Origin of the sequence: Streptomyces sp. NPDC127098 (genome assembly GCF_042722465.1) — a bacterium.
Lineage (GTDB): Bacteria > Actinomycetota > Actinomycetes > Streptomycetales > Streptomycetaceae > Streptomyces > Streptomyces millisiae.
On sequence record NZ_JBHXFJ010000058.1, the window covers coordinates 39,588 to 47,714 of the forward strand.

The 8,127-nt window shown below is 75.3% G+C and carries 2 protein-coding genes and 1 pseudogene; all 3 read right to left on the reverse strand.

The features are described 5' to 3' along the window. Positions 1 to 4,896, reverse strand: coding sequence for a type I polyketide synthase (locus ACFWI8_RS28285; RefSeq protein ID WP_387097150.1), 4,896 nt, complete (start codon positions 4,894 to 4,896; stop codon positions 1 to 3). After that, a complete protein-coding gene (locus tag ACFWI8_RS28290) occupies positions 4,893 to 7,334 on the reverse strand; it encodes an SDR family NAD(P)-dependent oxidoreductase (protein WP_387097156.1) in 2,442 nt (813 codons plus the stop codon). The genes ACFWI8_RS28285 and ACFWI8_RS28290 overlap by 4 nt, the downstream gene beginning before the upstream one ends. 15 nt (positions 7,335 to 7,349) lie before the next feature. Continuing rightward, positions 7,350 to 8,123: pseudogene (locus ACFWI8_RS28295) on the reverse strand (hypothetical protein); the annotation flags it as partial. Positions 8,124 to 8,127: the final 4 nt, after the last annotated feature.

Sequence of the window (8,127 nt, forward strand, 5' to 3'; positions counted from 1 at the left end):
TCATGTCGACCCGAACTCCTTGTCGATGAGGGCGAAGAGGTCGTCGGCGGTGGCTCCGTCGAGCCGGTCCTCCAGGTGCGCCGCCGGTTCCGTCGCGCCGAGGGACCGGTTCAGCCGGTTCAGCAGCGCCTGGAGTCGGGCCGTGAGCCGGGTCGCGTCGACCTCCTCGCGCGGCGTTCGCTCCGCCAGCGCCTCGAGACGGTCCAGGGCCGCGAGCAGGGGGACGGCGTGGCCTTCCTCACCGTCCGGCTGCTCGCCGTCCCCGCCGCCGAGGGCCGCGGCCAGGTATCCGGCCAGCGCCTTGGCGGTGGCGTGGTCGAAGACGACGGTGGCCGGCAGCCGCAGCCCGGTGTGGGCGTTCAGCCGGTTGCGCAGGTCGACCGCGCCGACCGAGTCGAAGCCGAGGTCCTTGAAGGCCCGGCCCGGTTCGACGGCCGCGGGCCCGTCGTGCCCCAGGACGACCGCGGCCTGGCTCCGCACCAGGTCGAGCGCCAGCCGCTCCCGCTCCCCCGGGGGCGCCTGGGCGAACCGGGTCGCGAAGGCCCGCGCCGCCGCGTCCTGGGGGCCGGGCGTCCCCGGCGCGTCGTCGTCGAGGGCGGCCACCGCTTCGGGCAGGGCGCGCAGCAGCGGGCGGGGGCGCGCGAGGGCGTAGACGGGCGCGAACCTGTGCCAGTCGATGTCGGCGACGACGAGGTGGCTCTCGGAGTCGGTCAGCGCCTGATCGAGCACCTGGAGCGCCCGCTCGGGCGTCATCTCGGTCAGCCCCGTGCGCCGCAGCGCGGCTCCGGACTCGGCGTCCACCATGCCGCCCCCGGCCCAGGAGCCCCACGCTATGGAGGTGGCGGCGGCGCCACGCGACCTGCGGCGCTGGGCAAGGCCGTCGAGGTAGGCGTTGGCCGCCGCGTAGGCGGGCCGGCCGGCGGTGCCCCACACGGCGGCGCCCGAGGAGAACAGCACGAAGGCGTCGAGGTCCAGGTCGCCGAGCAGCCGGTCGAGGTGGCGCGCCCCGGCGGTCTTGGCGCGGGTGAGGTCCGCGATCCGCTCCGGGGTGGTCTCGGCCAGCGGCGGTTCCTCCTCCAGCACGCCCGCCGCGTGGAACACGGCGGTCAGCGGCTCGTCGTCGGGCAGCGCGTCGAGCAGTGCGCGCAGCGCGTCGCCGTCGGCGACGTCGCAGGCGGCGACGGTCACCCGGGCGCCCAGGGCGGTGAGTTCCGCCTCCAGCCGCGCCGCGCCCGCCGCCGCGGGCCCGCGCCGACCGGCCAGGACCAGGTGGTCGGCCCCGTTCCTGGCCAGGGCCCGGGCGACGTGGGAGCCGACGGCGCCGGTGCCGCCGGTGACCAGCACCGTGCCGCGCGGGCGCCACGGCTCGGCGGTGGTGGCGGGTTCTGGCCGGAGGGCGCGCACCAGCCGGCGCGCGTACCCGCCGTCGGGCCGGATCGCGACCTGGTCCTCGCCGGCGGTGCCGCACAGCGTCGCGCGGAGCCGGTCCGCCGCCCGGCCGTCGACGGGCCCGGTCAGGTCGACCATGCCGCCCCAGGAACCGGGGTGGTCGAGACCCAGCACCGTGCCGAGCCCCCACAGGGCGCTGGCCGCCGGATCCACGTCCTCGTGGCTCCGCACGGCCACGGCGCCGCGGGTCAACAGCCACTGGGGGGCCACGATCTCGGCGTCGGCCAGTGCCTGCGTCAGGGCGACGGCCTCGGCCAGCCGATCCCGGTCGGCACCGTGCTCCGGGTCGTCGAACGCCAGCAGCGACAGGACGCCGGCGATCGGCTGCCCCGCCACGGCGGCACGCAGCCGGTCGGCGAGCTGGGCCCGCCGGGTGTCGGGCGTCTCGACGAGGAGCAGGTCCGCCCGCTGGGCGGCGAGGGCGTCCGCCAGCGCCGAGGCCGGTTCCGCGTCGGGCGGCGCGACGAGCAGCCAGCGGCCCCGCGGCGGGCCGGCCGCCGCGACGCCGGGCAGCGGCTGCCACTCCACCCGGTACCGCCAGGAGTTCACCGTGGCCGCCTCGGTCTGGGCGCGGTGCCAGTCGGAGAGCGCGGGCACGACGCGGCTCAGGTCCTCGGCGGCGACCCCGAGGCGGGTGCCGAGCCCGCCCAGGTCGCCTTCCTCGACGGCCCGCCAGAAGTCGTGGTCGACCCGGTGTTCCGGGGAGGGGGCGACGGCGGGCCGCGCGGGAAGGCCGTCCTCCTCGTGCCAGTACCGGCGGGTCAGGAACGGGTAGGTCGGCAGGTCGGCCTGTCCGCCGCCGGGGAAGAACGTCGCCCAGTCCACCGGCACCCCGGACACGTGGAGTTCGGCGGCCGAGGCGGCGAACCGGCCGAGACCGCCCTCGCCGCGCCGCAGGGTGCCGGTCACCACGGCGGCGTGGTCGAGATCCTCCAGGGTCTCCTGGACACTCGCCGCCAGCACGGGGTGCGCGCTCACCTCGACGAAGGCCGTGCAGCCGCGACCGGCGAGTTCGCGCACCACCGGGGCGAAGCGGACGGTGCGGCGCAGGTTCGCGTACCAGTACCGCGCGTCGAGCTCTCCCGCCCCGACCCACGCTCCGGTGACGGTCGACAGCATCGGCACGTCCGGCTCGCCCGGATCGAGCGGCGCGAGGTCGGCCAGGAGCCGACGCTCCAGGAGTTCGACGTCCGCGGAGTGCGAGGCGTAGTCCACCGGCACCCGCTTGGCCGGTACGCGCTCGGCCAGGAGCTCGGCCCGCAGCTCGTCGAGCGCGGCGCCCGGGCCGGACAGCACGACGGACCGGACGCCGTTGTCGGCGGCGACCGCTATCCCGTCGCCCCGGCGTTCCAGGCGCGACACCATCTGCTCCGCGGAGAGCGCGACGTGAAGCATGCCGCCGTCACGGTCGGCGAGCAGCTGGCCGATGGCCCCGCTGCGCAGCGCGACCACGCGCGCCCCGTCGTCGAGCGAGAGCGCGCCGGCGACGCAGGCCGCCGCGATCTCGCCCTGCGAGTGGCCGATGACGGCGTCGGGTTCGACCCCGTGCGCCCGCCACACCGCCGCCAGCGCCACCATGACGGCCCACAGCACGGGCTGCACCACGTCCACCCGCTCGTGCGCCGGAGCCTCCGGCTCCCCGCGCAGCACCTCGGTGAGCGACCAGTCGACATACGGGGCGAGCGCCTTCTCGCACGCCTCGACGCGTTCCGCGAAGACCGGCGACTCGTCGAGGAGTTCGGCGGCCATCCCGGCCCACTGGCTCCCCTGCCCGGGGAAGACGAACACGGTCCTGCCGCCCGGCTTCGCCCTTCCCGTGACCACGCCGGGCCGCGGCCGGTCGGCCGCCAGGTCGCGCAGGGCGTCGAGCAGCCGCTCCCGGTCCCGTCCGATCACGACCGCCCGCTCCTCGAACGCGGTGCGGCGGGTGGCGAGGGAGTGCCCCACGTCGGCGAGGGCGACGCCGGGACGGTCCGCCAGGGCGTCGGCGAGCCGCCGCGCCTGTTCGGCCAGCGGCTCCGGGCCGCGGGCCGAGAGCACCAGCGGCGCCACCGAGGGGGCGGCCGGGGGCCCGCCCCCGGCCGGTTCGTCCTCGGCCTGTTCGATGATGACGTGCGCGTTGGTGCCGCTGATGCCGAAGGAGGACACGGCGGCCCGCCGTGGCCGGCCCGCGTCCGGCCAGTCCCGTTCCTCGGTCAGCAGCGCGACCGTCCCGGACGACCAGTCGACGTGCGGTGTCGGCTCGGAGACGTGCAGGGTCCTGGGAAGCCGCGCCTCACGTACGGCCATGACCGCCTTGATCACGCCGCCGACCCCGGACGCCGCCTGTGCGTGCCCGATGTTCGACTTGAGCGAGCCGAGCCACAGCGGGCGGCCGGCGGTGCGGCCCTGCCCGTAGGTGGCGAGCAGCGCCTGCGCCTCGATCGGATCGCCGAGGGCGGTGCCGGTGCCGTGCGCCTCCAGCAGGTCCACCTCCGAGGAGGCGAGGCCGGCCGCGGCCAGCGCCCGCTCGATGACCTGGACCTGGGCCGGCCCGTTGGGCGCGGCGAAGCCGTTGGACGCGCCGTCCTGGTTGACGGCGCTGCCCCGCACCACGGCCAGCGCCCGGTGCCCGTTCCTGCGGGCGTCCGACAGCCGCTCCAGGACCAGGACGCCGACGCCCTCGGCCCAGGCGGTGCCGTCGGCGTCACCGGAGAAGGCCTTGCAGCGGGCGTCGGGCGCAAGGCCCCGCTGGCGGCTGAAGTCCACGAACATCTCGGGGGTGCCCATCACGGTGACCCCGCCGGCCAGCGCCAGGGCGCACTCGCCGCCGCGCAGCGCCCCGGCGGCCAGATGGAGGGCGACCAGGGAGGACGAGCAGGCGGTGTCCACGGTGACCGCGGGGCCGCGCAGGCCGAGGCTGTAGGCGACCTGGCCGGACACCAGACTGCCGCCGGGGCTGCCGCCCAGGTAGTCGTGGTACATCAGCCCCGCGTAGACGCCCGTCTGGCTGCCGTGCAGGGACCGCGGATCGATTCCCGCCCGCTCGACCGCCTCCCAGGCCACCTGGAGCAGCAGCCGCTGCTGCGGATCGGCGCGCCGGGCCTCGCGGGGGCTGATGCCGAAGAACTCGGCGTCGAACTCGGCCGCCTCGTAGAGGAACCCGCCCTGCCGCACGTAGGTCCTGTCCTGCTGCCCCGGCTCGGGGTCGTAGATCGCGTCGACGTCCCAGCCCCGGTCGGCGGGGAAGTCCCCCACGGCGTGCCGGCCCCCGGCGACCAGCCGCCACAGGTCGTCAGGCGAGGCCACGCCGCCGGGGTAGCGGCAGCCCATGCCGATGACGGCGATCGGCTCGCCGTCCCGGAGCTCGTACTCGCGCAGCCGCCGCCGCGTCTGACGCAGGTCGGTCGTCGCACGCTTGAGGTAGTCACGCAGCTTGTCGTCGTTCGCCATGGCCCGCCTGTTCACGAGATGCCGAGTTCGTCGTCGAGCACGTGGAAGAGTTCGTCGTCCGTCGCCATGGCGAGGTCGTCGGCCCCGGCCTCCTCCGCGGTGTCCCGGTCGCCGCGCCATCCGCGCAGCAGTGCTTCGAGGCGGGCGGTGATCCTCGCCCGGTCGGCGCCCGTCCGCTCCGCCGCCGCGAGCGCCGCTTCGAGCCGTTCGACGCCCTCGACGACCGGCTGGAGGGCGTCCGCGGCCGGCTCCGGGGTCAGCAGGTCACGCAGGTGCCCGGCCAGTGCCTCGGGCGTGGGGTGGTCGAAGACCACGGTCGCCGGCAGTGCCGTCCCGGCCGCCGCGCCGAGCCGGTTCCGCAGTTCGACGGCGGCCAGCGAGTCGAAGCCCATCTCCTGGAACGCCCGTCGGGGTTCCACGGCGGCCGGCGACGCGTGCCCGAGCACCGCGGCGGCCTGGGCACGGACGGCGTCGAGCAGGTAGGCGTCACGTTCCGTCTCGGGCAGCCCGGCCAGGGCACGGGCAAGGCCGCCGGCGGTGTCCCCGCGGGCGGGAACCGGGGCTTCGCGCCGGGTGGTTCCGCCCGCCAGGCCGCGCAGGACGACGGGTATCTCGTCCTGCGGTCTGCGACGCAGCGCCGGGAGCGTCACCTTGAGCGGCACGGCCAGCGCTCCACGGTCGGGTGGCGCGCACAGTGCGGCGTCCAGGAGCGCCAGTCCCTCGTCCGTGGTGAGAGGCGGCAGGCCGAGCCGGTCGAGCCGCCGCAGCGCCTGCTCGTCGAGCTGCCCGAGCATGCCGGCGTCCTCCGCCCAGGCCCCCCAGGCCAGGGAGAGCGCGGGCAGCCCCATGGCCCGCCGGTGCCCGGCGAGCGCGTCGAGGAACACGTTCGCGGCGGCGTAGCTGGCCTGTCCGGCACCCAGCACGTAGCCGGCCGCCGAGGAGAAGAGCACGAACGCCGACAGGTCGAGCCCCAGGGTCAGTTCGTGCAGGTTCCAGGCCCCGTCCCCCTTCGGCCGCAGGACGGCGTCCAGGTGATCCGGCGTCACCGCGTCGACCAGCGCGTTGTCCGCGACACCGGCGGCATGGACCACGCCGGTCAGCGGGTGTTCCGGGGGGATCGCGGCGAGGAGTGCGGCGAGGGCGTCCCGATCCGCGACGTCGCAGGCCGCGACCGCCACCTCGGCGCCCAACTCGGTGAGCTCCGCCCGGAGTTCGCCGGCACCTGGGGCGTCCAGGCCACGACGGCTGACCAGCAGCAGGTGACGGACCCCGTGCCGGACCACGAGGTGTCGGGCCACCACCGCACCGAGCCCACCCGTCCCACCCGTGACCAGCACCGTACCCACCGCTCCGAAACCCACCCCGAGGACCGGGGCACCCGTGGTGTCCTGAGCCTCCCGAACGAGGCGCGGCACCAGCCGCTCACCGTCACGCAGGCAGCTCTCCGGCTCAGCCGGGTCCAGGGCGCCACGCAGCACGTGCGACGACAACGGCCGGTCATCGATGTCCAGCAGAGCGAACCGGCCGGGGTGCTCAGCCAGCGCCGACCTGACCAGCCCCCACACCGGCGCCGTTTCGAGGGCGGCGGGCGGATCGTCCCCGACGCCGACCGCGCCGGTGGTGACCAACACGAGCCGGGAGGAGGCGAAGGCGGGTTCGCTGAGCCAGGTGCGCACCGCCGCCAGCACGGCGTTGCCCACTTCCCGCACGCCGTCGAGAACGTTCTTGCTGTCGGTGCCCGGGCAGTTCAGCAGCACGGTGGGGGGCACAGCCGCGCCGCCGCCCGCGACATCGCGGAGGTCGGTGAACACCGGAACCGAGGAACCCAACGCCGAGGCCATTCGGCTGGCGTCGGGCCCCACCACGGCGAGGTCGGCGGAGGCCACCGTGTCGTCCACGGGCGCGAGCGTGGCGGGCTGCCATGCCAGCCGGTACATGGTGTCGGGTGTGGTGGGGTCGACGGGGCGGACGGCCAGCGACTCGACGGAGGCGATGGGTTGTCCCTGCCCGTCCGCGACGAGCAGCGAGACCGCGCCCTCCCCAGCTGGGGCGATCCGGACGCGCAACGAGCCCGTCCCAGGGCCGTGCACCACCACACCGGACCAGGAGAACGGCAACACCGGACCGCCAGCCACCTGATCGCTGTCGATGAGTTGGGCGTGCAACGCCGCGTCCAACAACGCCGGATGAAGCCAGAACCCCGAGACATCCACCCCGGCCCCCTCCGGCACCGCGACCTCCGCGAACACCTCCTCCCCACGACGCCACACCGAACTCAGACCACGAAACGCCGGCCCATACCCGTAGCCCGAGCTCTCCAACTCCTCATACACACCCTCCAACCCCACCTCCACCGCCCCCACCGGCGGCCACACCACCAACCCCTCCGCCCCGGCACCGGCGACCTCCAGAAACCCGGAGGCGTTCCGCACCCACCCACCGACGCCGTCCATGGCACGGGAGTGAATCGCGAACCCCCGCCGCCCCTCCCCGTCCGCACCATCCACGCTCACCCGCAGATCGACCCCACCCCGCTCCGGCACCACCAACGGAGCCTGAAGCGTCAACTCCCCCACCACCCCACACCCCACCTCAGCCCCAGCCCGCACCGCCAACTCCACAAACGCCGTCCCCGGCAACAACACCCGCCCCAACACCCGGTGATCCCCCAACCACCGATTACGGTCAACCGACAACCGCCCCGACAGAACAACCCCACCCGACTCCGGCAACTCCACCACCACACCCACCAACGGATGCGCAGCCGACACCACACCCCAACCACCCACACCGGGCCCCGACCGCGAATCCAACCAGAACCGCCTGCGTTGGAAGGGGTAGGTGGGCAGGTCGATACGGCGGGCTGCCGTGCCGGCGAACAGGGCCTCCCAGTCCAGGTCAGTACCGGTGGTGTGCAGTCGGGCAAGGGCTCCCAGCACGCTGCGGGACTCGTCGGCGTCCTTGACGAGAAGCGGCACACACAGCGCCTCCCGCCCCTGGGAAAGGCAGCCCAGCGTCATCGCGGTGCAGGTGGCGCCCGGACCGATCTCCACCCACCGGCCCACACACTGAGCCTCCGCCGCCCGGATGGCGTCGGCGAACCGCACCGGCCGCCGCACCTGCGACACCCAATACCCGGGATCACACCACTCCGCAGTTCCACCCGTGACCGTCGACACGAACCCGACACGCGGCTCCCGGTACGACAGCCCCTCGGCCACCGCCCGGAACTCCCCCAACATCGGC

Bases quoted from the DNA above. Each gene is read 5' to 3' on its own strand.
- ACFWI8_RS28290 (WP_387097156.1), bottom strand. From the start codon at position 7,334: ATGGACGGCGTCGGTGGGTGGGTGCGGAACGCCTCCGGGTTTCTGGAG.